A 23,843-nucleotide genomic window follows, 5' to 3' on the forward strand; every position below is an offset into this window, starting at 1 on the left:
GCCTTTGAACTCAGAAGGATTTAAAACGGCAGAGTGCCGAAAAGAAGGGGGATCATACTCTTACGATCCAATTTGAAAAGTGTCGTCCACCCAAAAGCTCGACCCGATCAATTTTGTCCTCACCCTTAAGTCGTAGAGGCTCTGCCGTTTGCCATCAGTTCATCACAAACACCGTGCGTTTTTTGCTGTCATCCTGTGACCACGCCTGAGCGACATCTTTCAGCCGTGCCCTGGTGGTGGCAATCGTGAATCCACCCGGAACTGCCGCCTGAAACATCTCACCCGTGGCCTGAATGAGCTGTGCCAGCGACAGGCTGCCAATCCCGCTCCCCATTAACTGAATCGGAGAGGCGCGCAGCACTACGCTCGGCAGCGCAATCTCCGCGCCGGAAAGTGAGCCGACCTGAACAAAACGCACCGGCGTCAGCCCTGGCGTATGTTTTGCCAGGGCGTTGAGGATGGCGAGTGCGCTTTGCCCCCACAGATAGTCGATCACCACATCAATCTGCTGACCCGCCTGTTCAGCAAACGCCTGTGCGATGTGTGCGTTATCGTCATTCAGCAGTATGCTCGCATCCGCATTGAGGCGGGACAGTGCCTGCGGATTGCGTCCCGTGACGATGATTTTCCCGGCGCCACGGTAGCGGGCAATTTGCACCGCAAGCTGCCCGGCACTGCCCGTGGCCCCGTTGATAAGTACGGTCTCACCTGGCTGAAACTGCGCGCGCGTCACCAGTGCGGCCCACGCCGACATCCCCGGATTCGCCATCGCGGCGGCGGTAGCGTCGTCCAGCGCCTCAGGTAAGGGAATACAGAGATTCACATCGACTGGGGCAAACTCCGCCATGCTGCCCCAGGGGGACGGCGGAAATGCAAAATAGATGCGCTGACCTGCTTCGGTGACGCCCGTTCCGTCGATCCCGGCGATAAAGGGCAGTATACCGTCAAAACTGTAGTGCTTACCGGAGGCCCGGCTTTTCACCACATGGCTGATTGCCGAGGCGGTAACGCGAACGAGGTGCTGGCCTGGCTCAATGTGGGGCGTTACAAAATCGGAGTAAACCGGCCCAGCGAGCGGATCATAAACAACGGCTGCTTTCATACACTTTCTCCTGTTGTGGAATATGTGTAAAATGCACATATCTTTTAGAGCACTATACTCGCCAGGAAAATATATGCAATATGCACATAAATACGATGTCACGGATTTTCACGGCGCGCTGCTGGATATCATGGGCGTGATGAATCAGCCGCAACGCGACAACACCCTGCTGTCAGAGGCGGGCGTTTCGCTGGATCAAATTTTGTTCCCGTTGCTCATCACCATTGACCGCTACGGCCCGCTGGGCGTGGTCGAGCTTGCCGACAGGCTGGGGCGCGATTACACCACTGTCAGTCGCCAGGTTAAACGGCTGGAGGCACAAGCGCTGGTGCAGAAAAAGCCAGGCGCGACGGATAAACGGGTTTCCGAAGTATCCACCTCGGCGCAAGGAAAAGCGTTAACGATGAAAATCGCACAGGCGCGTATGACGCTGATGAACCAGATTTTCAGCGACTGGCAGGAAGAAGATGTGGGGAGTCTGTTTCGGCTGGTGCGTAAATACGCGGACAGTATTAAAGGGGAATAACCGTCTGGCGGGTCACCAGACGGTCAGAACACTCAGCCCTTGCGCGTCGCCGCTTTCATCGCGGTGACGAAGTCGCGCAGTTCAGTCAGCATCTGCTCTGGCTTATCGACGTTGCGCTCGATAATTTTCACAATCGCCGATCCGGAGATAGCGCCTGCGGCATTGGCATCAATCGCTGCGGTGACCTGCTCTGGCGATGAAATTCCGAAGCCCTGCAGCGGAGCGGCAGCGTGATACTCGGCCAGTTTTTCCACCAGATGATGCAGGGGAAGCGCCGCTTTGTTTTCCGCACCGGTAACGCCCGCGCGCGACAGCAGATAGGTATACCCGCGACCGTAAGAGGCAATCTGGCGCAGCAGTTCATCATCGGCGTTTGGCGGGCAGATGAAGATCGGCGCGACGTTGTGACGCATCGCCGCCTGACGGAACGGTGCAGACTCTTCTACCGGCACATCGGCGACCAGCACCGAATCAACGCCCACGCGTGCACATTCGGCGTAGAAATTATCGATACCTTTGCTGAAGACCAGGTTGGCATACATCAGCAGGCCAATCGGAATGGTTGGATGCTTCTGGCGGATTGCCGCCAGCATCTCAAAGCACTGGGTTGGGGTCACGCCTGCGGCAAAGGCGCGCAGGGTGGCGTTCTGAATGGTCGGGCCATCCGCCAGCGGATCGGAGAACGGGATCCCCAGCTCCAGCGCATCGGCACCCGCAGCAATTAAGGTGTCGATAATTTTCAGCGACTGCTCCGGGCCTGGATCGCCCAGCGTGACGAAGGGAACAAACGCGCCTTCCTTGCGGGCTTTCAGTTCAGCAAATGCGTTATCGTAGCGTTCCATCAGATTTCCCCTCGTGCTTTCAGAATATCGTGAACGGTGAAGATATCTTTATCACCGCGACCGGAAAGGTTAACCACCAGCAGTTGCTCTTTTTCCGGGTTTTCTTTAATCATCTTCAGCGCATGAGCCAGCGCGTGAGAAGACTCCAGCGCCGGGATAATCCCTTCGTTGCGGCACAGGGTTTTGAACGCTTCCAGCGCTTCGTCATCGGTAATCGAGACATAATCCGCGCGGCCGATGCTGTTCAGATGCGCGTGCTGCGGCCCGACGGACGGGAAATCCAGCCCGGCGGAGATGGAGTAAGACTCCTCAATCTGGCCTTCGTCGGTTTGCATCATCGGCGACTTCATGCCGAAGTAAATACCCACGCGGCCATGTTTCAGCGGCGCACCGTGCTCGCCGGTTTCAATGCCGTGACCCGCAGGTTCGACACCGATCAGGCCCACACTTTCGTCATCAATAAAATCAGCAAACATGCCGATGGCGTTGGAACCACCGCCGACGCAGGCGATAACCGCATCCGGCAGACGCCCCTCTTTTTCGAGGATCTGCGCTTTGGTCTCTTCCCCGATCATGCGCTGGAATTCACGCACGATGGTCGGGAACGGATGTGGACCCGCAGCGGTACCAAGCATGTAGTGTGCGGTATCGTAGCTGCCAGACCAGTCGCGCAGCGCTTCGTTACAGGCATCTTTCAGGGTGGCAGAGCCGCTGTGTACCGGGATCACTTCGGCACCCATCAGACGCATACGGAACACGTTCGGCGACTGACGTTCTACATCCTTCGCACCCATATAAATACGGCATTTCAGGCCGAGCAGGGCGCTGGCGAGCGCTGATGCCACGCCGTGCTGACCTGCACCGGTCTCGGCGATGATTTCGGTTTTGCCCATCCGCTTGGCAAGCAGCGCCTGGCCCAGCACCTGGTTGGTTTTGTGCGCGCCGCCGTGGAGCAGATCTTCACGTTTGAGGTACAGGGTGGTTTTTGTGCCTTCGGTCAGGTTACGGCATTTGGTCAGCGCCGTCGGGCGGCCCGCGTAGTTTTTCAGCAGATCGGTAAATTCCGCCTGGAAGGCCGGATCTTTCTGCGCGCTGACAAACGCTTCTTCAAGCTGGCGCAGGGCAGGCATCAAAATCTGCGGCACATACATGCCACCAAACTCACCAAAATAGGGATTTAATAAAGTTGTCATTTGCTCTTCCTTAATATGCACGCAGCGTCTTGAATACCGAGGCCAGCTTACTGGCATCTTTGATACCCGGCTGAGACTCCACGCCAGAATTGAAATCGAGACCTGCACAGCCTGCTTTCGCGGCTTCTACGCAGTTATCAGGGCTTAATCCACCTGCCAGCAGGACGTTGTCCAGCTTCTCACCGTTCAGCAGGGACCAGTCGAAGCGAACACCGGTTCCGCCCTGGCCGTTATCCAGCACATATTTATCGACATGCTGGAGATCGCGTGGAGGCAGCGTGTCGCTCACGCTTTGCGCTTTCCAGATTTGCACCTGCGGTGCCAGTGCCTGGCGAAGTTCATTGATGTACGCCTGATCTTCGTTTCCGTGCAGCTGCACGGCAGCCAGCGATAAGTTTTCAGCTTTGGCGGCGACCTCCGAAACTGGCGCATCGCGGAACACGCCAACATAGCTCAGCGGTGCAGCGGCAATCACGTCGCGGGCCTGATCTTCCGTTACTACTCGCGCAGACGAGTCGACAAAAATCAGCCCGCCGTAGACGGCACCCGCCTCGAGGGCGGCGGCGGCGTCCTGAGGGCGCGTCAGCCCACAGACTTTGTTCTCACCCAACAGCACGCGGCGGACGGCGGCATTCAAATCGTCGTGAGACATCAGCGCCGAGCCAATCAAAAAGCCGTTTGCGAAATGGCTCAGCTCGCGAACCTGGGCATAAGTATTAATGCCCGATTCGCTGATAACGGTGACCCCAGCCCCGAGACGTGGTGCCAGCTGGCGCGTGCGGTTCAGGTCAATGGAGAGATCGCGCAGGTCGCGGTTATTGATGCCGACGACTTTGGCTTTCAGCGCAATGGCGCGTTCCAGCTCCTCTTCGTTGCTCACTTCCGTCAGCACACCCATATTCAGGCTGTGGGCGACGGCGGCCAGCTGGCGATACTGCTCGTCATCCAGCACGGAGAGCATCAGCAGGCAGGCATCCGCCTGATAAAAACGCGCGAGCCAGATTTGGTACGCATCAATAATGAAGTCTTTGCACAGAATCGGCTGCGGGGCGATCTGGCTGACAATCGGCAGAAAATCAAAACTGCCCTGGAAATATTTCTCATCCGTCAGCACCGAAATGGCTGACGCATGGTGTTTGTAGACCCCGGCAATACGCGCGGGATCGAAGTCGTCGCGGATCACGCCTTTCGAGGGCGAGGCCTTTTTGCACTCCAGGATAAACGCGGTGCGCGCGCCCTGCAGGGCATCATAAAAACGGCGCTGGCTGGGAACCACGTCATTCTGGAAACTGGCCAGTGGCTGCTGCTCTTTGCGCGCTTCTAACCAGATGGCCTTATCGGCGACGATTTTCGCTAAAACGGTCTGCATCATTTACCCTCTTGCCGCAAGTGCGGTAACGCGGTCGTAAGCTGCGCCGGAGCGCAATACGGCCATGACTTTTTGTGCGTTAGCCTGTAAGTCTTCTTCGCCGTGCAAACGCATCAACATCGCAACGTTGGCGGCGACAGCGGCCTCATGGGCGGCTTCACCTTTACCTTGTAGCAAGCGTGTCAGAATGTCACGGTTTTCTTCCGGGGTGCCGCCTGCCAGCTGTTCCTGATGATAGGGCGTCAGGCCAAAGTCGGCAGCGTCCAGCTGATAGCTCTGAATTTCGCCGTCGCGCAGCTCGGCAACCAGCGTTGGCGCATGGAGCGACACTTCATCCATTCCGCCGCTGTGGACCACGGCCGCACGCTGATAGCCCAGCACGCGCAGGGTTTCCGCAATCGGCAGTACCAGTTCCGGGCTGTAGACGCCAATCAAAGCCAGCGGCGGATGCGCCGGGTTGATCAACGGCCCCAGTACGTTAAACAGGGTGCGGGTTTTCAGCTGCTGACGGACCGGCATCGCATGGCGGAAACCGGTGTGATATTTCGGCGCGAACAGGAAGCAGACACCCAGATCGTCCAGCGCTTCACGGGAGCGTTCAGCGTTCATGTCGAGGTTAATCCCGAACGCGGCCAGCAGATCGGAAGAGCCTGAGCGGCTGGAGACGCTGCGGTTACCGTGTTTCGCCACTTTCATGCCGCAGGCCGCCGCCACGAAGGCGCTGGCGGTAGAGATATTAATGCTGTTGCTGCCGTCACCGCCGGTGCCGACGATATCCGCGAACGCATAATCCGGACGCGGGAACGGGGCGGCGTTTTCCAGCAGGGCGGTCGCCGCACCGGCAATTTCCTGTGGCTGCTCACCGCGCACTTTCATGCTGACCAGCGCGGCGGCCAGCTGTTCTGGCTTCAGCTCACCGCGAACCACCGCAGAGAAAAGCTGGTGGCTCTCCTGCTGGGTCATCGTCTGGGCCTGATAGAGTTTTTCCAGAATCGGCTGCAGCGTGTTGGTTTGCTCCAGCTTCTGCAGTGCCCAGTTGAGGGTCTGCTCCAGCAGGCGTGCGCCGTTAGAGGTCAGAATCGATTCCGGGTGGAACTGCAGGCCGCAGACGCGATCGGCGTCGTGACGCACGGCCATTACCATTCCTTCAAAAGAGGCGTTGATCGTCAGCCCAGCCGGAATATTGCTGCCGACCAGCGAGTGATAACGCGCGACCGGCAGCGGGTTTGGCAGCCCGGCAAACATCGCCTGGCCGTCATGTTCAATGCTGGAGGCTTTACCGTGCAGAATTTCACCCGCCTGGCCGACGTATCCGCCGTATGCTTCCACAATCGCCTGATGCCCAAGGCAGATGCCGATAATCGGCAGTTTGCCGCGCATACGGGTCAGCAGCTCAGGCATACAGCCCGCTTCGCTCGGCGCCCCCGGGCCTGGAGAGAGCATCAGCACCGGGTTTTGCATGGTTTCCAGACGCTCAATCAGGGTTTGCGCCGGAACATGATTGCGGTAAATCACCACGTTATGCCCGTTTGCACGCAGCTGGTCTGCCAGGTTGTAAGTAAAGGAGTCGATATTATCGAGCAGCAGAATGTCAGCCATCAGAAAATCTCCTGTGCGTGGTGTGCGGTGGCAATGGCGCGCAATACCGCGCGAGCTTTACTGCGAGTTTCGTCAGCTTCAGACTGCGGAACAGAATCGAGAACAATGCCTGCGCCAGCCTGGACGGTGGCAATGCCATCTTCCACGTAGGCGGAGCGGATGACGATACAGGTGTCCAGATCGCCGTGTGCGGTGAAGTACCCCACGGCACCGCCGTAGCTGCCGCGACGACGGCCTTCGGCCCCGGCAATCAGCTGCATCGCACGGACTTTCGGCGCGCCGCTCAGGGTGCCCATATTCATGCAGGCACGATAGGCGTGCAGCGCGTCGAGGTCATGGCGCAGCTCGCCCACCACACGGGACACCAGGTGCATCACGAAGGAGTAACGGTCGACTTTAGTCAGATCCGCGACATAACGAGTGCCTGGCGTACAAATGCGCGCCAGATCGTTACGCGCCAGGTCGACCAGCATCAGGTGTTCGGATAACTCTTTATGATCCGTACGCATCTCAAGCTCAATGCGGCTGTCGAGATCGCGATCTAAGGAGCCATCCGCACGGCGACCGCGCGGACGTGTACCGGCAATCGGATAAATTTCAATCTGGCGGCTTGGCGCGTCATATTTCAGCGAGCTTTCTGGCGACGCTCCGAACAGGGTGAAATCGTTGTCCTGCATAAAGAACATGTACGGGCTTGGGTTGCTCTTCTTCAGCACGTCATACGCGGCCAGCGGAGACGGGCACGGCAGCGAGAAGCGGCGCGATGGCACTACCTGGAAAATCTCACCGGCGCGAATCGCTTTCTGCATCTGACGTACAACGGCACCGTACTGGTCATCTGTCTGATTCGTTTCACACTGCATATGATCGATACGCTGGACCGGCAGCGCCGTCGGCTCTTCGGTCATCTGCTGCTGAAGCTGTTCGATACGCTGCGCCAGACGCTGTTTTTCCGAAACCGAAGGGGTGAACAGGCTCGCCTGAATGCGGGTGTACTTCTTCTGATGGTCAATCACCATCAGCGTTTCCGCCAGATAGAAGCAGTAATCCGGGCAACGGTTGCCTTGTTCGGTTTCAGGCAGGTCTTCAAAACCGGCCACCAGGTCATAGGCAAACAGCCCGCCGAAGAACATCGCTTCGCGCTCATTCTCTGGCACGTCGACCAGGTTTTGCAGCAGGCGGAAGGCGTCAAACACAGAGAGGGAGCAGAGACGCGCGTCTTCGTCCAGCAGTTGGCTGACCGGCGGGAAATGCAAAATGCGTGTTTCCGGGCGCTGTTCGTTTTCGATACCCGCAGGCAGCGCCGCATCAAGCAGCGGGAGCAGGGCAGCACCGTTCTCAGACAGTGCTTTAATAGTGACAGTGTCACCTAATGCGGTAATGTGCAGTGCGCTATCGACCAGCAGCAGGCTTTTCAGATCGTCTTTGCTGTCGATGTCAGCAGACTCGAGCAGCAGGGTGGCCGGGCGTGCACCGCACACCTGGTGGAATAAGGCGGTAGGGTTGTGGCGATACACGGCTTCGCAGGTCAGCAACTCAAGGTGTGTTTTGGCGGTTTGCATATTGTTGTTCTCATTAATTCTGTTCATAAAAAAGCCCGCATCGTGGCGGGCCTGGTATCTGTTTGCAATTTGCAGACGAGTGACACTGCCCGAGGATCAGGAAGTGCGCCACCAGCCGTGCAGAGAGAAATGTGCTTTCATTTTCAGATACCTTCTTGAGTGAACTTGCGTACTAGTTAACTAGTTCGATGGCGTATTGTCAACCCCTGATTTCAGAATTTGCGCTTAAGCCGTTATCATAGCCCTCTGTTATACGACAAACCTGTGATGGAAACCGCTTTGAGCGAGACAAAATACGCCGTGATTTATGATTTACACAGCCACACTCAGGCCTCTGATGGCCTGCTGACGCCCGAAGCGCTGGTTCACCGCGCGGTAGAAATGCGTGTAGGTACGCTGGCAATAACCGATCACGACACCACGGATGCCATTCCGGCGGCACGCGCGGAGATTGCCCGCAGCGCGCTGCCCTTGACGCTGGTATCCGGCGTAGAAATTTCCACGGTCTGGGAAAATCACGAAATTCATATTGTCGGCCTGAATATTGATATCGAACACCCGGCCCTGTGTGCGTTCCTCGAAGAGCAGAAAGCGCGCCGCAATCAACGCGCGGAACTGATTGGCGAGCGGCTGGAGAAAGCGCAGATTCCCGGCGCGCTGGAAGGGGCACAACGCCTTGCTAACGGCGGCGCTGTGACGCGCGGCCACTTCGCCCGTTTTCTGGTCGAAGCGGGTAAAGCGAATAACTTTGCCGATGTCTTCAAAAAATATCTGGCACGCGGTAAAACCGGTTACGTTCCGCCACAGTGGTGTACAATAAAACAAGCTATTGATGTCATTCATCATTCTGGCGGCAAGGCGGTGCTGGCCCATCCAGGTCGGTATAACCTTTCGGCTAAGTGGCTGAAAAGACTGCTGGCGCACTTCGCCGAACAGGGTGGAGAAGCGATGGAAGTTTCCCAGTGCCAGCAGGCACCCAATGAGCGTAGTCAGCTGGCGACCTATGCGCGTCAGTATGGTCTGCTTGCGTCGCAAGGCTCGGATTTTCATCAGCCTTGTGCATGGATTGAGCTGGGGCGTAAGCTCTGGTTACCCGCAGGCGTGGAACCCGTCTGGGCACTTTGGGAGCAGTCGCAGCAACATATTGAAGAGAGGGAAGCATGAGTCAATTTTTCTATATTCACCCGGATAACCCGCAGGCGCGCCTGATCAATCAGGCGGTTGAGATCGTTCGCAAGGGCGGTGTGATTGTCTACCCGACCGATTCCGGCTATGCGCTGGGCTGCAAAATCGAAGACAAAGGGGCAATGGAGCGCATTTGCCGCATCCGCCATCTGCCGGACGGGCATAACTTTACCCTGATGTGCCGCGATCTTTCGGAAATCTCGACCTACGCCTACGTGGACAACGTCGCCTTCCGTTTAATCAAAAATAACACGCCGGGCAACTATACTTTCATTCTGAAAGGGACCAAGGAAGTACCGCGCCGTCTGTTGCAGGAAAAACGCAAAACGATCGGGATGCGCGTGCCGTCGAACCCGATTGCGCAAATGCTGCTTGAGACCCTCGGCGAACCGATGCTGTCGACCTCTCTGATGCTGCCGGGCAGCGATTTCACCGAGTCCGACCCGGAGGAGATCAAAGACCGACTGGAGAAACAGGTAGACCTGATTATTCACGGTGGCTACCTCGGCCAGCAGCCGACGACGGTCGTCGATTTGACGGAAGATGCACCAGAAGTGATTCGTGAAGGCGTGGGTGACGTAAAGCCTTTCTTGTAAAGGTATAAGCGGCTATACTACGCGGCCATCAAAACAGCGGTAGACCGCTATTTTGACCCTAATTCGACGCCTGTGAAGGCGACACCTGAAGGATGCTCAATGAGCGAAAAATTACAGAAAGTGCTGGCGCGTGCTGGCCACGGTTCACGCCGTGAAATCGAAACGATTATCGAAGCGGGTCGCGTCAGCGTTGACGGCAAAATTGCCAAGCTGGGTGACCGCGTTGAAGTCGTTCCGGGGATGAAGATCCGTCTCGACGGTCATGTGATCTCCGTGAAGGAGTCTGCTGAACAGATTTGCCGCGTGCTGGCTTACTACAAGCCGGAAGGCGAGCTGTGTACACGTAACGACCCGGAAGGCCGCCCAACCGTCTTTGACCGTCTGCCAAAACTGCGCGGCGCGCGCTGGATTGCGGTAGGCCGTCTGGATGTGAACACCTGCGGTCTGCTGCTGTTCACCACCGACGGTGAACTGGCGAACCGCCTGATGCACCCAAGCCGTGAAGTGGAACGTGAATACGCTGTGCGTGTTTTCGGCCAGGTTGATGAAAATAAACTGCGTGACCTGTCGCGCGGCGTTCAGCTTGAAGATGGTCCTGCGGCGTTCAAAACCATTAAATTCACCGGTGGTGAAGGGATCAACCAGTGGTATAACGTCACGCTGACGGAAGGTCGTAACCGTGAGGTTCGTCGTCTGTGGGAAGCGGTTGGCGTGCAGGTGAGTCGTCTGATTCGCGTGCGCTACGGTGACATTCTGCTGCCGAAGGGGATTCCGCGCGGTGGTTACACCGAGCTGGATTTGACCCAGACTAACTACCTGCGTGAACTGGTGGAACTGCAGCCAGAAACCACGACCAAAGTGGCGGTTGAAAAAGACCGTCGTCGCGTGAAAGCGAATCAGATTCGTCGCGCGGTGAAACGCCACAGCCAGGTGAGCACCTCTCGCCGCTCTGGCAGCCGTAACAATAACGGCTAAAAATAAACCCGGCGGCTGCCGGGTTTTTCTTTTCTAGTAGTCGATACCAATTTGCGCTTTTATTCCGGCGTCAAACGCATGTTTGACCGGGCGCAGTTCACTGATCGTATCGGCCAGCTCCAGAATATCCCGATGACAGCCGCGTCCGGTCACAATGACCGTCTGATGGACAGGGCGATTTTTCAACGCGTCCAGCACCTCTTCCAGGGGCAAATAGTCATACGCCACCATGTAGGTAATTTCATCCAGCAGGACCATATTCAGCGTCGGATCGGCCAGCATCCGTTTTGCGTGTTCCCACACGGCGAGGCAGGCGGCGGTATCGCTTTCACGGTTTTGCGTGTCCCAGGTAAAACCGGTCGCCATCACCTGAAATTCCACGCCGTGCGGCTCCAGCAGATTACGCTCACCGTTTGGCCATTCGCCTTTGATGAACTGAATCACACCCACTTTCTGACCGTGGCCGACAGCGCGCGTGGCGGTGCCAAAGGCTGCCGTGGTTTTGCCTTTTCCGTTGCCGGTAAACACGATAACAATGCCGCGTTCTTCCTGCGCGGCGGCGACTCGGGCATCGACCTGTTCTTTCAGACGCTGCTGGCGCTGCTGATGGCGTTCTTCACTCATTGCGAAATCCCTGGCTTACGGCCCGGCTGGGCATCAAATGTCATACCGGTTTTACGGCGGCTGTCGTCGCCCATCAGCCACAGATAGAGCGGCATAATCTCGGCGGGGGTTTTGAGCTTTTGCGGATCTTCCGTCGGAAACGCGCTGGCGCGCATGCCCGTGCGCGTGCCGCCTGGATTAATGCAGTTGACGCGCAGATGGCGGGTCTGATACTCCTCGGCCAGCACCTGCATCATCCCTTCGGTGGCAAACTTCGACGCGGCGTAAGCGCCCCAGTTGGCTCGCCCCTGACGCCCGACGCTCGACGAGGTGAATACCAGCGATCCGGATTCAGATTTGAGTAATAAAGGAAGCAGCGCCTGGGTGAGGAAAAAGGTGCCGTTAACGTTAACCTGCATCACCTGCTGCCAGATCTGCGGATCCTGCTCATCCATCGGACGCACTTCTCCGAGCAAACCGGCATTGTGCAGCACACCGTCCAGGCGCGGGTAGTGCGCGGCGATACGCTGTGCAAGCTCCGCGCAGGAGTCCGGCGTACAGGTCAGTAAATCGAGGATATACCAGCGCGGCGTCTTTCCGCTGGCGTCATTAATCTCTTGCGCCACGCGGCGCAGCTTTTCTTCATTCCGACCGAGTAGCACCACCTGCGCGCCGTGGCGAGAATAGGTGAGTGCCGCTTCGCGGCCAATGCCGTCGCTGGCACCGGTCACCAGGATGATGCGGTTTTGCAGTAGATCTTTTTGTGGTTGATAGTGCACGAATACTCCTGTGGCGCATGACGGGCCTGCGGCGCATGCTTTTCTTTCACTTTTTGGCTTTATGCCCGAAACGGCGGGTGATTTCAATAAGTCTACAGGAGAGAAGGCTTCTGAATTAACAATTTGCAACGATTTCAGCCACAAGAAGACATTCTGGAAAGCGCCTCGCAGCGGTATTGTCGTATGCGAGACGCCTGGCAAAGGCTGTTGTACACTGGTCGTGAAAGATTCGTGGTTAAATCAAGGTGGAACACGTGGAATTACTTTCTGAGTACGGTCTGTTTTTGGCCAAAATCGCGACGGTGGTGATCGCTATAGCGGTGATTGCAGTGCTGATCGTGAACCTGACGCAGCGTAAGCGTCAGCGTGGTGAACTGCGCATTACCCGCTTAAGCGAGCAGTATAAGGAGATGCAGGAAGACATGTCGGTGGCGCTGCTGGATGGACATCAGCAGAAACAGTGGCATAAGGCGCAAAAGAAAAAGCTAAAGCTTGAAGCCAAAGCGGCAAAAGTGAAGGCGAAACAGGATCATCAGGAAACAACGAAACCACGGGTCTATGTGCTGGATTTTAAAGGCAGTATGGATGCCCATGAAGTTACTTCACTTCGTGAAGAGGTCACGGCGGTACTGGCGGTCGCAAAACCTCAGGACCAGGTCGTTCTGCGCCTCGAAAGCCCGGGTGGAGTGGTGCATGGTTACGGTCTGGCCGCCTCTCAGCTCCAGCGCCTGCGTGAAAAACAGATTCCGCTGACGGTTGCAGTGGATAAAGTCGCAGCCAGCGGTGGCTATATGATGGCCTGTGTTGCCGATAAGATCGTAGCCGCGCCCTTTGCCATTCTCGGCTCGATCGGGGTGGTGGCGCAGATCCCTAACTTCAATCGTTTTCTAAAAAATAAAGAGATCGACATCGAGCTGCACACCGCCGGGCAGTATAAGCGCACTCTGACCCTGCTGGGCGAGAACACGGAAGAGGGCCGACAGAAATTCCGTGAAGATCTCAACGAAACGCATCATCTGTTTAAGGACTTCGTTAAACGGATGCGTCCGTCGCTGGACATCGAGCAGGTAGCGACCGGTGAACACTGGTATGGCCTTCAGGCACAGGAAAAAGGGCTGGTAGATGAAGTGGGTACCAGCGATGACCTGCTGTTGAGCCTGATGGAGGGGCGTGAGCTGGTGGGCGTACGCTATACTCAACGTAAGAGAATGCTCGACCGCTTCACAAACAGCGCCGCCGAGAGCGCGGACCGCTTGCTGTTGCGTTGGCTACAACGCGGACAAAAACCGCTGCTGTAAACAAAAACGCGAGGCATTTGCCTCGCGTTTCGCGTTAATCGACCAGGTGATATTTCTCTGAGAGCGCATGGGCCAGGTATTTAAACATGTTAAATACCGCCGTGCTCTTAGGGGTGGGTAACCCTTGCTCATCGAGATAGTATTCGCCGCTGAACACCAGCACGCCGTTACGTTGCTCAACGCCGGTGGCTTCGATACCGGCCAGGGTATCTTCGTGCTCACGAATCAGTTTGTTGGCTTCGACAAGCAAAGTCTCACGATCGATAGGTTGGGTATTTTGCTGCATATTCCACTCCTTAAACAGTGGCAATAGTCTACGCCGGACGCGCACCCTGGGCAAATTTTCCCTGTTTTTCGCGGGGCTACGTGCCTGGTGCAAAGCTGGCACGATTTGCTTTTGCATGCTAATAAAGTTGCGTAACAGATTTTATCAGGTAGAGTGTGCGCTTTCGTCATTCTGGCAACAGAATTGCTTGACATTCGACCGAAAGCTCGTCGCATAGTCATTTTGATAAGAGTGAAATGCCCGATAACTCAATCACCTGGACAGGTTCTGCTGTTGTCCGGTAGGAAGAAAGGGGTTGATATCCCCTGGCGTCGTCGCAATATCAACAACGCGTCGCCAGCGGAAGGGAAATCAACATGCGGCGTATTCCTGGAAGAATTAAATTAGGTAAAGGTGAATATGGGTAAAGCTCTCGTCATCGTTGAGTCCCCGGCAAAAGCCAAAACGATCAATAAGTATCTGGGTAATGACTATGTGGTTAAATCCAGTGTTGGTCACATCCGCGATTTGCCGACCAGTGGCTCAGCCAGTAAAAAGAGCGCAGACTCTACCTCCACCAAAGGGGCTAAGAAGCCTAAAAAGGATGAACGTAGCGCGCTCGTCAACCGTATGGGTGTCGATCCCTGGCACGAGTGGGAAGCACAGTACGAAGTGCTGCCCGGCAAAGAGAAAGTCGTTAATGAGCTGAAGCAGCTCGCCGAAAAAGCTGACCACATCTATCTCGCAACCGACCTTGACCGCGAAGGGGAAGCCATTGCATGGCACCTGCGGGAAATCATTGGTGGTGATGAATCACGATACAGCCGTGTCGTGTTTAACGAGATTACAAAGAATGCGATTCGTCAGGCGTTTGAAAAGCCGGGCGAACTGAATATCGATCGTGTAAACGCTCAACAGGCGCGTCGTTTTATGGACCGCGTGGTGGGCTATATGGTTTCGCCACTGCTGTGGAAGAAAATCGCGCGTGGCCTTTCCGCTGGACGTGTTCAGTCCGTAGCGGTGCGTCTGGTCGTCGAGCGTGAGCGCGAAATCAAAGCGTTTGTGCCAGAAGAGTTCTGGGAAATCGACGCGAATGTCGCAACGCCAGGCGGCGATGCACTGCCGCTGCAGGTGACCCACGAAAAAGACAAACCGTTCCGTCCGGTTAATCGCGATCAAACCATGGCGGCGGTTGCGCTGCTGGAAAAAGCCCGTTATCAGGTGCTGGATCGTGAAGACAAACCGACGAGCAGCAAACCGGGCGCGCCTTTCATTACCTCCACGCTCCAGCAGGCGGCCAGTACGCGTCTGGGCTTTGGCGTGAAGAAAACCATGATGATGGCGCAGCGCTTGTATGAAGCGGGTTACATCACTTATATGCGTACCGACTCAACGAACCTGAGCCAGGACGCCGTAAGCATGGTGCGCGACTACATTAGCGATAATTTCGGCAAGAAATATCTGCCGGAAAGCGCTATCCAGTATGCGAGCAAAGAAAACTCTCAGGAAGCGCACGAAGCGATCCGTCCGTCCGATGTGGCTGTCGAGTCCGAAGCCCTGAAAGACATGGAAACCGATGCCCAGAAGCTGTATCAGCTGATCTGGCGTCAGTTCGTGGCCTGCCAGATGAACCCGGCGAAATACGACTCTACAACACTGACCGTAGGCGCAGGCGATTTCCGTCTGAAAGCGCGCGGCCGTATCCTGCGCTTTGACGGCTGGACGAAAGTCATGCCAGCACTGCGTAAAGGTGACGAAGATCGTACGCTGCCAGCCGTGAACAAGGGCGATGAGCTTTCGCTGACGGAACTGATCCCGGCCCAGCACTTCACCAAGCCGCCTGCGCGTTTCAGCGAAGCGTCACTGGTGAAAGAGCTGGAAAAACGCGGTATCGGCCGCCCGTCCACCTATGCGTCGATCATCTCGACCATTCAGGATCGTGGCTACGTTCGCGCTGAGAACCGTCGTTTCTACGCTGAAAAAATGGGTGAGATCGTGACAGATCGTCTGGAAGATAACTTCCGCGAGCTGATGAACTACGATTTCACCGCGCAGATGGAAGACCGCCTCGACCAGGTGGCAAACCATCAGGCTGAATGGAAGAAGGTGCTCGACAGCTTCTTCGGCGATTTCACCCAACAACTGGAGAAAGCTGAAAAAGCGCCAGAAGAGGGCGGAATGCAGCCGAACCAGATGGTCCTGACCAGCATCGAATGCCCGACCTGTAGCCGCCAAATGGGTATCCGTACTGCGACTACCGGCGTGTTCCTCGGCTGTTCTGGCTATGCCTTAACGCCGAAAGAGCGCTGCAAAACCACCATCAACCTGGTGCCAGAGAACGAAGTTCTCAACGTGCTGGAAGGTGACGATGCAGAAACCAACGCGCTGCGTGCGAAACGCCGTTGCCAGAAATGCGGTACGGCGATGGACAGCTACCTGATCGATCCGAAGCGTAAATTGCATGTCTGCGGTAACAACCCGACCTGCGATGGCTACGAAATCGAAGAGGGCGAGTTCCGCATCAAAGGCTACGACGGCCCGATTGTGGAGTGCGAGAAGTGTGGTTCTGAAATGCACCTGAAAATGGGGCGTTTCGGTAAGTACATGGCGTGTACCAACGACGAATGTAAGAACACGCGTAAGATTTTGCGTAACGGCGAAGTGGCTCCTCCTAAGGAAGATCCGGTTCCGTTGCCAGAACTGCCGTGTGAAAAGTCTGACGCATACTTCGTGCTGCGTGACGGTGCTGCGGGCGTGTTCCTCGCCGCCAACACCTTCCCGAAATCGCGTGAAACTCGTGCTCCGCTGGTGGAAGAGCTGTACCGCTTCCGCGACCGTCTGCCAGAGAAACTGCGTTATCTGGCCGATGCGCCGCAGCAGGATCCGGAAGGCAATAAGACCGTTGTCCGCTTTAGCCGTAAAACAAAGCAGCAGTACGTCGCTGCCGAGAAAGAGGGTAAAGCGACCGGCTGGTCTGCATTCTTCGTGGATGGTAAATGGGTTGAAGGCAAGAAATAATCTTTTCTTCCTGTGACTTACCTGAAAGGGCCGGACTTCCGGCCCTTTTTTATTGGTCGTTATTATTTTTTGTTCCGTACTATACACTCGGGCTATAAATGATATAGTGGTTATAGTTAACCCCTTTCTTATTATTAAATCGTCTTAAGCGATTATCCCTGTGCGCTAAATCGGATGGTCAGGCATGAAACTACAACAGCTTCGTTATATCGTTGAGGTGGTCAATCACAACCTTAACGTCTCTTCGACCGCAGAAGGTCTTTATACGTCTCAGCCCGGCATCAGTAAGCAGGTGCGTATGCTGGAAGATGAACTGGGTATTCAGATTTTTGCCCGCAGCGGTAAGCATCTGACGCAGGTCACTCCGGCCGGTCAGGAGATTATTCGTATCGCCCGCGAAGTGCTGTCAAAGGTTGATGCAATTAAATCCGTTGCCGGGGAACACACCTGGCCCGATAAAGGCTCGCTTTATATCGCCACCACTCATACGCAGGCACGCTACGCGCTGCCAGGGGTGATTAAGGGCTTTATCGAGCGTTACCCGCGCGTCTCGCTGCATATGCATCAGGGTTCGCCGACGCAAATCGCGGAAGCGGTCTCAAAAGGTAATGCCGACTTTGCGATTGCAACCGAAGCGCTGCACCTCTATGACGATCTGGTGATGTTGCCTTGCTACCACTGGAATCGTTCGATTGTAGTGACGCCGGAACATCCGCTGGCAGGAAAGGGATCGGTCACCATTGAAGAGCTGGCACAGTACCCGCTGGTGACTTACACCTTTGGCTTTACCGGACGTTCTGAGCTCGACACCGCGTTTAATCGTGCAGGGCTGACGCCGCGCATCGTCTTCACCGCCACCGACGCCGACGTTATCAAGACTTATGTGCGTCTGGGATTAGGCGTGGGAGTGATTGCGAGTATGGCCGTAGACCCGGTCTCTGACCCGGATCTGGTACGCCTTGACGCCCATGATGTCTTTAGCCACAGCACCACCAAAATCGGTTTCCGTCGCAGCACCTTCCTGCGCAGCTATATGTATGATTTCATTCAACGCTTCGCGCCACACTTAACCCGTGATGTGGTGGATACCGCGGTAGCGTTACGGTCGAATGAAGATATTGAAGCGATGTTCCAGGACATTAAGCTTCCGGAAAAATAATCACACCCGGTATCTTTCCTTCCGGAAAGATACCGAAATAATGTCTTAAAGCTAAATTAGAATTATCATCATCCCCATTCTCTACCGCATATAACCGCATAAACGTTATAAGTTTAGGGTTAAACTGTCGCAAATTTGCGACAAAAGTAGAAAGTAAATTCCCGCTACGCAAATTCCTCGTTTCAATTATTTATTTCTGGTCAAAAGATTAATTAATTCCCTGGAAACGATCGTAAATTCACTGGCTTTTCGACTAAAGTTTCTTTAGGATTTATCTCAACTCATGATTACTTGTACCGATTGTTTGGTATCGAAATGATAAGCGAAGTCGATTGTATGAGGTTAGCAATGCCGTCAGGAAGTGAAGATCCGCAAAGGGACCCAGCGCTTAAGCGTAAAGCCTGGCTGGCGGTATTTCTTGGCTCCGCCCTGTTCTGGGTGGTGGTAGCGTTACTGGTCTGGAAATATTGGGGATAGCGATGGCAGTTCACATGCGTACTGAACCGGTTAAAAAGATGTGTCAGCCAGGTGACAACGGCCACAAAGCACGTAAAGAGCCTGTAACGGTCGTTCCGGCTTCCTGGAAGCTCTCCGCACAGCAGCAAGCCTTTATTGATACGTTCGCAGAAGACGAACCCAAAAAACAATAATTGATAATACGGTTAGCCTGCGAATATCAGGTGAGAACCGTGTACTTTTGTACTCTTTAATAAATACACATCAGCAATAAAGAACGGGGAGTACCCCAAGTTACCACAGAAATATAAAGCCTGGTGTCAGATGATGAATACCCTACAAAACATGAAATACTGGTCCTGGATGGGGGCTTTTACCGTATCCGTCCTGTTCTGGGCGCAGCTAATCTGGCTGGCCTTAAACTAAATAGCAAAACCTCGCTCCGGCGAGGTTTTTTGTTTTCATCCCTCTTCATCGATAATCCCGATTTATCAATTCGGGTTGTTATCAAAACGTTACGACATCTTTGTGTTATCTTTAATTACAGCCCCGATGATTGTCGGGGTATCCCTGTCATTAAGGAGGAGCTTATGTCGTTAACCCTACGCGAAGCCAGTAAGGACACGTTGCAAGCCGAGAATAAGACCTATCACTACTACAGCTTGCCGCTGGCCGCCAGGACACTTGGGGACATCGCGCGCTTACCCAAGTCACTGAAAGTTTTACTGGAAAATCTCTTACGCTGGCAGGATGACGAGTCTGTCACTGCCGATGATATCCACGCACTGGCGGGGTGGTTGAAAAACGCCCACGCCGACCGTGAAATCGCCTATCGTCCGGCGAGGGTATTGATGCAGGACTTCACTGGCGTACCGGCGGTAGTGGATCTGGCGGCGATGCGCGAAGCCGTTAAACGTCTCGGCGGCGATACCGCCAAAGTGAACCCGCTTTCTCCCGTCGATCTGGTGATTGACCACTCTGTCACCGTTGACCATTTTGGCGATGACGACGCCTTCGAAGAGAACGTGCGTCTGGAGATGGAGCGCAACCACGAACGCTATGTATTTTTGAAATGGGGCCAGCAGGCCTTTAGCCGTTTCAGCGTCGTACCGCCCGGCACCGGGATTTGCCATCAGGTAAACCTGGAGTATCTGGGCAAAGCGGTGTGGAGCGAGCTGCAGGACAAAGAGTGGATCGCTTATCCCGACACGCTGGTCGGGACCGACTCCCACACCACGATGATCAACGGACTCGGGGTTCTGGGGTGGGGTGTCGGCGGGATTGAAGCCGAAGCCGCGATGCTTGGACAGCCCGTCTCAATGCTGATCCCGGATGTGGTGGGCTTTAAGCTGCTGGGCAAGTTGCGCGAAGGGATTACCGCCACAGACCTGGTGCTGACCGTCACCCAGATGCTGCGTAAACATGGCGTGGTCGGCAAGTTTGTTGAATTCTACGGCGACGGTCTGGACTCTCTACCGCTGGCCGATCGTGCGACCATCGCCAACATGGCACCTGAGTATGGCGCGACGTGCGGCTTCTTCCCAATTGATGGCGTGACGCTGGAATACATGCGCCTGAGCGGGCGTAGCGACGAGCAAGTGGGGCTGGTCGAGGCCTATGCCAAAGCACAGGGGATGTGGCGCAATACGGGCGATGAGCCGGTCTTTACCAGCACGCTTGAGCTGGATATGAATGAAGTCGAGGCGAGTCTCGCCGGGCCAAAACGCCCGCAGGATCGCGTCGCGCTGCAAAACGTGCCGAAAGCCTTTGCTGCCAGTAACGAACTGGAACTTAATAACGCGCAAAAAGACCGCCACCCGGTCGATTATGTTATGAACGGGCATCAGTATCAGCTGCCTGACGGTGCCGTGGTGATTGCGGCCATTACCTCCTGTACCAACACCTCCAACCCGAGTGTGCTGATGGCGGCGGGTCTGCTGGCGAAAAAAGCAGTAACGATTGGGCTTAAACGTCAGCCGTGGGTCAAAGCGTCGTTAGCGCCGGGGTCGAAAGTTGTTTCGGACTATCTGGCGAAAGCCAAACTGACGCCTTATCTCGACGAGCTGGGCTTTAACCTGGTGGGATATGGATGCACGACCTGTATCGGTAACTCAGGACCGCTGCCGGACCCCATCGAGCAGGCGATCAAGCAGGGCGATCTCACGGTGGGTGCCGTGCTTTCGGGTAACCGTAACTTTGAAGGCCGTATTCATCCGCTGGTGAAAACCAACTGGCTGGCCTCTCCGCCGCTGGTGGTCGCCTACGCCCTGGCGGGCAACATGAACATTAATCTGGCCAGCGATCCTCTCGGCCACGATCGGAAAGGCGATCCGGTGTATCTGAAAGATATCTGGCCCTCGGCGCAAGAAATTGCCCGCGCCGTGGAGCAGGTTTCCACCGAGATGTTCCGCAAGGAGTATGCCGAGGTGTTTGAAGGTACGCCGGAGTGGAAAACCATCAAAGTGGAACGGTCTGACACCTACGGCTGGCAGAGTGACTCCACCTATATCCGACTGTCGCCATTCTTCGATGACATGGAAGCCCAGCCGAAACCGCTGGTCGACATCCAGGACGCGCGCATTCTGGCGATGCTGGGGGACTCCGTCACCACCGACCACATCTCTCCGGCGGGCAGTATTAAACCCGATAGCCCGGCAGGGCGTTACCTGCAGGGGCGTGGCGTTGAGCGTCGCGACTTTAACTCCTACGGCTCCCGTCGCGGCAACCACGAAGTGATGATGCGCGGTACGTTCGCCAACATCCGTATTCGCAACGAAATGGTGCCGGGTGTTGAGGGCGGAATGACGCGCCATCTTCCTGGTAGCGAAGTTGTGTCGATCTACGATGCGGCGATGAAATATCAGCAGGAAGGCACGCCGCTGGCGGTCATTGCCGGTAAAGAGTATGGCTCTGGCTCAAGCCGTGACTGGGCCGCGAAAGGGCCGCGTCTGCTGGGCGTGCGGGTGGTGATTTCGGAATCCTTTGAACGTATTCACCGTTCGAATCTGATTGGAATGGGGATCCTGCCGCTGGAGTTCCCGCGGGGGGTGACGCGTAAAACGCTGGGGTTAACGGGGGAAGAGCGGATTGATGTTCGCGATCTGCAGAACCTGAAACCGGGGGCGACCGTTCCGGTACAGCTCACACGCGCGGATGGTAAAAAGGAAGTGCTCGATTGCCGCTGTCGTATCGACACGGCGACGGAACTGACCTACTACCAGAATGACGGCATCCTGCACTATGTGATTCGTAATATGCTGAACTAACGGCACTGGCCCGGCGTAAGCCGGGCCATATTTTTACTCGCTAAGAAGGTGACCCATCTTCGCGGCTTTGGTATCGAGGTAATGCGCATTTTTCGGGTTACGGCCCACAATCAGCGGCACACGTTCCACGATATTGATCCCGGCTTCGGTGAGGATCTCCACTTTGCGTGGGTTGTTCGTCAGCAGACGCACTTCGTCCACGCCCAGCAGTTTGAACATATCCGCACACAGGGTGAAATCGCGTTCATCGGCGGCAAAGCCGAGCTGATGGTTGGCTTCGACGGTATCGTAGCCCTGATCCTGCAGCGCATAGGCGCGGATTTTATTCAACAGACCAATGTTACGACCTTCCTGGCGATGGTAGAGCAGCACGCCACGGCCTTCTTCGGCGATATGAGAAAGCGCCGCTTCGAGCTGGAAACCGCAATCACAGCGCAGGCTGAACAAGGCATCACCCGTCAGACACTCGGAATGGACACGAGCCAGTACCGGTGTTTGCCCTGAAATGTCGCCAAACACCAGTGCTACGTGGTCCTGTCCGGTTGCCAGTTCTTCAAAACCCACCATCAGGAAATCGCCCCATGGGGTTGGCAGATTGGCTTCTGCCACGCGTTTAAGCTGCATGTGATTCTCCAGAGTATGCTGACACGTTTCGTGTCAGTCGCCCTTCGGCTTTAGTATCTCGCTATTTTGCCACAAGCCGACGGCGTTCACCTAGCTGAGGGCATACTATACGGACGTTAAACGCACAATCCGACATTTTCACGAATTGCGATAAATTCAGTTATGATTGTTGAGCTTAGCGAAAAAGGAGAGAACATGCTTTCAATTGCCCGCCGCACGGCTGCCGGTGCCGCCATTTTACTCATTATGCCCGTCGCGGTATGGATTTCGGGCTGGGCCTGGCAACCGGGACATAACAGCGCGTGGCTGAAAGCGCTGTACTGGCTGACGGAAACCGTTACCCAGCCGTGGGGAATTATTACGCACGGGATCCTCTGTGCGTGGTTTTTATGGTGCCTGCGTTTTCGGCTGCGTCCGGCGATCATGCTGTTTGTCATTCTGGGTGGGGCAATCGTTGTTGGCCAGGGAATAAAGTCGTGGGTCAAAGATCACGTCCAGGAGCCGCGCCCCTTTGTAGTCTGGCTTGAAAAAACGCATCATATTCCGGTAGATACCTTCTACAATTTAAAGCGTAAAGAGCGCGGGCATTTGGTGAAAGATCAGCTGGCTGAAGCGCAGGAAATTCCGAAATTTTTACGCAAACACTGGCAAAAAGAGACCGGTTTCGCGTTCCCTTCCGGGCATACCATGTTTGCGGCCAGTTGGGCGCTGTTAGCCGTGGGTTTACTCTGGCCGCGTCGTCGTACCGTGACCATTGCGATTTTACTGGTCTGGGCGACGGGCGTAATGGGCAGCCGTCTGCTGCTGGGGATGCACTGGCCGCGGGATTTGGTGGTGGCAACGCTTATTTCATGGCTGCTGGTGACGTTCGCGACCTGGCTTGCGCAACGGCTCTGTGGACCACTGACGCCACCGCCGGAAGAGAACAAAGAGATCGCACAAAGAGAGCAGGAAGAGGGCTGATGGTTGAAATTCGCCGTTTAGCCCACAAATCATCTTGGACCCTATCACTTTTTCCGTTTCGCGCTTGCGGCTAAAATGGTAGTTTATAAGGCTGATTGCGGCGAGTTGAACAGACTTTATTCGCTTAAACCACATAACGGGACGTCATGTGAAATATCTACTCATATTCTTACTGGTGTTAGCGATTTTTGTTATTTCGGTCACGCTGGGTGCGCAAAACGATCAACTGGTGACATTCAACTACCTGCTGGCGCAGGGCGAGTATCGCGTATCGAGCTTGCTTGCTGTTTTATTCGCCGCGGGTTTTATCATCGGCTGGCTGGTTTGTGGCCTGTTCTGGCTGAAAGTTCGTGTTTCTCTGGCGCGCGCCGAACGTAAAATCAAACGTCTTGAAAATCAAATTGCGCCTGTGAGCGACGTGCCGGTAAATACTGGTGTGCCGGTCGTGAAGGAATAAACGAAT

24 protein-coding genes and 1 other annotated feature are annotated in these 23,843 nt (G+C 55.5%); of the genes, 13 read left to right on the forward strand and 11 right to left on the reverse strand.

The window, feature by feature from the left end:
• Positions 1-154: 154 nt before the first annotated feature.
• The gene (locus ETG88_RS08690) at positions 155-1,102 is read right to left on the reverse strand and encodes a quinone oxidoreductase family protein (RefSeq protein WP_129035198.1); all 948 of its coding nucleotides are present in this window, start codon (positions 1,100-1,102) and stop codon (positions 155-157) included.
• A gap of 73 nt (positions 1,103-1,175) precedes the next feature.
• Here ETG88_RS08690 and ETG88_RS08695 point away from each other — a divergent pair, with 73 nt between their 5' ends.
• Positions 1,176-1,628, forward strand: a complete 453-nt coding sequence (locus tag ETG88_RS08695; RefSeq protein ID WP_129035199.1) for a MarR family winged helix-turn-helix transcriptional regulator — start codon at positions 1,176-1,178, stop codon at positions 1,626-1,628.
• Between the two features lie 32 nt (positions 1,629-1,660).
• Here the strand turns inward: ETG88_RS08695 and trpA are convergent, their stop codons facing one another.
• The 6 genes from trpA to trpL form a co-directional block, all read right to left on the reverse strand.
• Positions 1,661-2,470, reverse strand: a complete 810-nt coding sequence (gene trpA, locus ETG88_RS08700; protein ID WP_129035200.1) for a tryptophan synthase subunit alpha — start codon at positions 2,468-2,470, stop codon at positions 1,661-1,663.
• Positions 2,470-3,663, reverse strand: coding sequence for a tryptophan synthase subunit beta (gene trpB, locus ETG88_RS08705; RefSeq protein ID WP_100779961.1), 1,194 nt, complete (start codon positions 3,661-3,663; stop codon positions 2,470-2,472). Before trpB ends, trpA begins: the two co-directional genes overlap by 1 nt.
• A gap of 10 nt (positions 3,664-3,673) precedes the next feature.
• Positions 3,674-5,032, reverse strand: a complete 1,359-nt coding sequence (gene trpCF / locus ETG88_RS08710) for a bifunctional indole-3-glycerol-phosphate synthase TrpC/phosphoribosylanthranilate isomerase TrpF (protein WP_129035298.1) — start codon at positions 5,030-5,032, stop codon at positions 3,674-3,676.
• A 3-nt stretch (positions 5,033-5,035) separates the two neighbouring features.
• Entirely contained in the window at positions 5,036-6,631 is a 1,596-nt protein-coding gene (trpD, locus tag ETG88_RS08715; protein ID WP_100779962.1) for a bifunctional anthranilate synthase glutamate amidotransferase component TrpG/anthranilate phosphoribosyltransferase TrpD, read from the reverse strand.
• A complete protein-coding gene (locus ETG88_RS08720) occupies positions 6,631-8,193 on the reverse strand; it encodes an anthranilate synthase component 1 (RefSeq protein ID WP_129035297.1) in 1,563 nt (520 codons plus the stop codon). Before ETG88_RS08720 ends, trpD begins: the two co-directional genes overlap by 1 nt.
• Positions 8,194-8,218: 25 nt before the next feature.
• Positions 8,219-8,313: a sequence feature (Trp leader region), on the reverse strand.
• Positions 8,290-8,334: a trp operon leader peptide gene (gene trpL / locus ETG88_RS22575; RefSeq protein WP_107704263.1), complete on the reverse strand. Its 45-nt coding sequence runs from the start codon at positions 8,332-8,334 to the stop codon at positions 8,290-8,292. It overlaps the preceding feature by 24 nt.
• A 138-nt stretch (positions 8,335-8,472) precedes the next feature.
• On the opposite strand from trpL, the gene rnm reads away from it, so the two are divergent.
• The 3 genes from rnm to rluB all read left to right on the forward strand — a co-directional run bounded on the left by rnm (position 8,473) and on the right by rluB (position 10,949).
• Positions 8,473-9,357, forward strand: coding sequence for an RNase RNM (rnm, locus tag ETG88_RS08730; RefSeq protein WP_129035201.1), 885 nt, complete (start codon positions 8,473-8,475; stop codon positions 9,355-9,357).
• On the forward strand, positions 9,354-9,974 hold the full coding sequence (locus ETG88_RS08735; RefSeq protein ID WP_095282224.1) for an L-threonylcarbamoyladenylate synthase: 621 nt from the start codon (positions 9,354-9,356) through the stop codon (positions 9,972-9,974). The genes rnm and ETG88_RS08735 overlap by 4 nt, the downstream gene beginning before the upstream one ends.
• A 99-nt stretch (positions 9,975-10,073) precedes the next feature.
• The gene (gene rluB, locus ETG88_RS08740) at positions 10,074-10,949 is read left to right on the forward strand and encodes a 23S rRNA pseudouridine(2605) synthase RluB (RefSeq protein ID WP_100779964.1); all 876 of its coding nucleotides are present in this window, start codon (positions 10,074-10,076) and stop codon (positions 10,947-10,949) included.
• A gap of 33 nt (positions 10,950-10,982) precedes the next feature.
• Here rluB and cobO read toward each other — a convergent pair whose 3' ends face one another.
• Together cobO and ETG88_RS08750 are read right to left on the reverse strand one after the other, a co-directional pair.
• Entirely contained in the window at positions 10,983-11,573 is a 591-nt protein-coding gene (gene cobO, locus ETG88_RS08745; protein WP_129035202.1) for a cob(I)yrinic acid a,c-diamide adenosyltransferase, read from the reverse strand.
• Complete coding sequence (locus ETG88_RS08750; RefSeq protein WP_129035203.1) at positions 11,570-12,331, reverse strand: YciK family oxidoreductase; 762 nt, start codon at positions 12,329-12,331, stop codon at positions 11,570-11,572. The genes cobO and ETG88_RS08750 overlap by 4 nt, the downstream gene beginning before the upstream one ends.
• Before the next feature lie 254 nt (positions 12,332-12,585).
• Here ETG88_RS08750 and sohB point away from each other — a divergent pair, with 254 nt between their 5' ends.
• Complete coding sequence (gene sohB, locus ETG88_RS08755; protein WP_129035204.1) at positions 12,586-13,629, forward strand: protease SohB; 1,044 nt, start codon at positions 12,586-12,588, stop codon at positions 13,627-13,629.
• 34 nt (positions 13,630-13,663) lie between these two features.
• On the opposite strand, the gene ETG88_RS08760 is transcribed toward sohB, so the two are convergent.
• Positions 13,664-13,915, reverse strand: coding sequence for a YciN family protein (locus tag ETG88_RS08760; RefSeq protein ID WP_100779968.1), 252 nt, complete (start codon positions 13,913-13,915; stop codon positions 13,664-13,666).
• A gap of 399 nt (positions 13,916-14,314) precedes the next feature.
• Here ETG88_RS08760 and topA point away from each other — a divergent pair, with 399 nt between their 5' ends.
• The 6 genes from topA (at position 14,315) to acnA (ending at position 21,793) form a co-directional block, all read left to right on the forward strand.
• Positions 14,315-16,912 (forward strand): type I DNA topoisomerase, encoded by a 2,598-nt coding sequence (gene topA / locus ETG88_RS08765; RefSeq protein ID WP_100779969.1) that lies wholly within the window; start codon positions 14,315-14,317, stop codon positions 16,910-16,912.
• A gap of 184 nt (positions 16,913-17,096) precedes the next feature.
• Positions 17,097-18,071 carry an HTH-type transcriptional regulator CysB gene (gene cysB, locus ETG88_RS08770; RefSeq protein ID WP_095282217.1) on the forward strand — a complete coding sequence of 325 codons (975 nt, stop codon included), beginning with the start codon at positions 17,097-17,099 and terminating at the stop codon, positions 18,069-18,071.
• Positions 18,072-18,407: 336 nt separating this feature from the next.
• Positions 18,408-18,548, forward strand: a complete 141-nt coding sequence (locus tag ETG88_RS08775; protein ID WP_213015984.1) for a YmiA family putative membrane protein — start codon at positions 18,408-18,410, stop codon at positions 18,546-18,548.
• 2 nt (positions 18,549-18,550) lie between these two features.
• Positions 18,551-18,721, forward strand: a complete 171-nt coding sequence (locus ETG88_RS22285; protein ID WP_487607307.1) for a YciX family protein — start codon at positions 18,551-18,553, stop codon at positions 18,719-18,721.
• Between the two features lie 133 nt (positions 18,722-18,854).
• On the forward strand, positions 18,855-18,953 hold the full coding sequence (gene ymiC, locus ETG88_RS22430) for a small membrane protein YmiC (RefSeq protein WP_331251887.1): 99 nt from the start codon (positions 18,855-18,857) through the stop codon (positions 18,951-18,953).
• Positions 18,954-19,117: 164 nt separating this feature from the next.
• The gene (acnA, locus tag ETG88_RS08780) at positions 19,118-21,793 is read left to right on the forward strand and encodes an aconitate hydratase AcnA (protein ID WP_129035205.1); all 2,676 of its coding nucleotides are present in this window, start codon (positions 19,118-19,120) and stop codon (positions 21,791-21,793) included.
• 33 nt (positions 21,794-21,826) lie between these two features.
• Here acnA and ribA read toward each other — a convergent pair whose 3' ends face one another.
• Positions 21,827-22,417, reverse strand: coding sequence for a GTP cyclohydrolase II (gene ribA / locus ETG88_RS08785; RefSeq protein WP_100779972.1), 591 nt, complete (start codon positions 22,415-22,417; stop codon positions 21,827-21,829).
• Positions 22,418-22,612: 195 nt separating this feature from the next.
• On the opposite strand from ribA, the gene pgpB reads away from it, so the two are divergent.
• Both pgpB and ETG88_RS08795 read left to right on the forward strand, forming a co-directional pair.
• Entirely contained in the window at positions 22,613-23,380 is a 768-nt protein-coding gene (gene pgpB, locus ETG88_RS08790) for a phosphatidylglycerophosphatase B (protein WP_100779973.1), read from the forward strand.
• A 148-nt stretch (positions 23,381-23,528) separates the two neighbouring features.
• Entirely contained in the window at positions 23,529-23,837 is a 309-nt protein-coding gene (locus tag ETG88_RS08795) for a LapA family protein (protein ID WP_100779974.1), read from the forward strand.
• Positions 23,838-23,843 lie beyond the last annotated feature (6 nt).

This window comes from Lelliottia nimipressuralis (genome assembly GCF_004115925.1).
GTDB lineage: Bacteria > Pseudomonadota > Gammaproteobacteria > Enterobacterales > Enterobacteriaceae > Enterobacter > Enterobacter nimipressuralis.

What these genes read in the sequence shown, in the direction of transcription:
- ETG88_RS08720 (WP_129035297.1), bottom strand. Translation starts at nt 8,193, where the DNA reads ATGCAAACCGCCAAAACACACCTTGAGTTGCTGACCTGCGAAGCCGTG.
- ETG88_RS22285 (WP_487607307.1), top strand. Translation starts at nt 18,551, where the DNA reads ATGGCAGTTCACATGCGTACTGAACCGGTTAAAAAGATGTGTCAGCCA.
- cysB (WP_095282217.1), top strand. Translation starts at nt 17,097, where the DNA reads ATGAAACTACAACAGCTTCGTTATATCGTTGAGGTGGTCAATCACAAC.
- ETG88_RS08775 (WP_213015984.1), top strand. Translation starts at nt 18,408, where the DNA reads ATGAGGTTAGCAATGCCGTCAGGAAGTGAAGATCCGCAAAGGGACCCA.
- ETG88_RS08760 (WP_100779968.1), bottom strand. Translation starts at nt 13,915, where the DNA reads ATGCAGCAAAATACCCAACCTATCGATCGTGAGACTTTGCTTGTCGAA.
- acnA (WP_129035205.1), top strand. Translation starts at nt 19,118, where the DNA reads ATGTCGTTAACCCTACGCGAAGCCAGTAAGGACACGTTGCAAGCCGAG.
- rluB (WP_100779964.1), top strand. Translation starts at nt 10,074, where the DNA reads ATGAGCGAAAAATTACAGAAAGTGCTGGCGCGTGCTGGCCACGGTTCA.
- ETG88_RS08735 (WP_095282224.1), top strand. Translation starts at nt 9,354, where the DNA reads ATGAGTCAATTTTTCTATATTCACCCGGATAACCCGCAGGCGCGCCTG.
- trpA (WP_129035200.1), bottom strand. Translation starts at nt 2,470, where the DNA reads ATGGAACGCTACGATAACGCATTTGCTGAACTGAAAGCCCGCAAGGAA.
- pgpB (WP_100779973.1), top strand. Translation starts at nt 22,613, where the DNA reads ATGCTTTCAATTGCCCGCCGCACGGCTGCCGGTGCCGCCATTTTACTC.
- trpD (WP_100779962.1), bottom strand. Translation starts at nt 6,631, where the DNA reads ATGGCTGACATTCTGCTGCTCGATAATATCGACTCCTTTACTTACAAC.
- ETG88_RS08695 (WP_129035199.1), top strand. Translation starts at nt 1,176, where the DNA reads ATGCAATATGCACATAAATACGATGTCACGGATTTTCACGGCGCGCTG.
- ribA (WP_100779972.1), bottom strand. Translation starts at nt 22,417, where the DNA reads ATGCAGCTTAAACGCGTGGCAGAAGCCAATCTGCCAACCCCATGGGGC.
- trpCF (WP_129035298.1), bottom strand. Translation starts at nt 5,032, where the DNA reads ATGCAGACCGTTTTAGCGAAAATCGTCGCCGATAAGGCCATCTGGTTA.
- cobO (WP_129035202.1), bottom strand. Translation starts at nt 11,573, where the DNA reads ATGAGTGAAGAACGCCATCAGCAGCGCCAGCAGCGTCTGAAAGAACAG.
- ymiC (WP_331251887.1), top strand. Translation starts at nt 18,855, where the DNA reads ATGAATACCCTACAAAACATGAAATACTGGTCCTGGATGGGGGCTTTT.
- topA (WP_100779969.1), top strand. Translation starts at nt 14,315, where the DNA reads ATGGGTAAAGCTCTCGTCATCGTTGAGTCCCCGGCAAAAGCCAAAACG.
- ETG88_RS08690 (WP_129035198.1), bottom strand. Translation starts at nt 1,102, where the DNA reads ATGAAAGCAGCCGTTGTTTATGATCCGCTCGCTGGGCCGGTTTACTCC.
- trpB (WP_100779961.1), bottom strand. Translation starts at nt 3,663, where the DNA reads ATGACAACTTTATTAAATCCCTATTTTGGTGAGTTTGGTGGCATGTAT.